Here is a 237-nt window from a genome sequence, read left to right as displayed (position 1 = left end):
GATGAAAACTGAAACGTAAATTACAAAGAAGACTTTTTTGAAAAAGAGACCAATCTTACGGTAAGTGGCCAATTGGAAGCTGAAACCTACGCCATGGGATTGGGAAAAGTATATACCTTTGGTCCTACTTTCCGCGCTGAAAACTCAAATACTTCGCGCCCTTTAGCTGAATTCTGGATGATAGAACCGGAAATTGCTTTTTGTGACTTGGATGGAAATATGGATCTGGCTGAAGAT

General features: G+C 40.1%; 1 pseudogene. It reads left to right on the top strand.

What is annotated here, in order from left to right:
• Positions 1 to 12 precede the first annotated feature (12 nt).
• A pseudogene (locus ACY2RT_RS15640) lies at positions 13 to 237 on the top strand (amino acid--tRNA ligase-related protein); the annotation flags it as partial.

The organism is Ulvibacter sp. 2210JD10-4 (assembly GCF_058148525.1).
The sequence above is the reverse complement of the archived record's forward strand: the minus strand, read 5'-3'. Positions and strand labels throughout refer to the sequence as shown.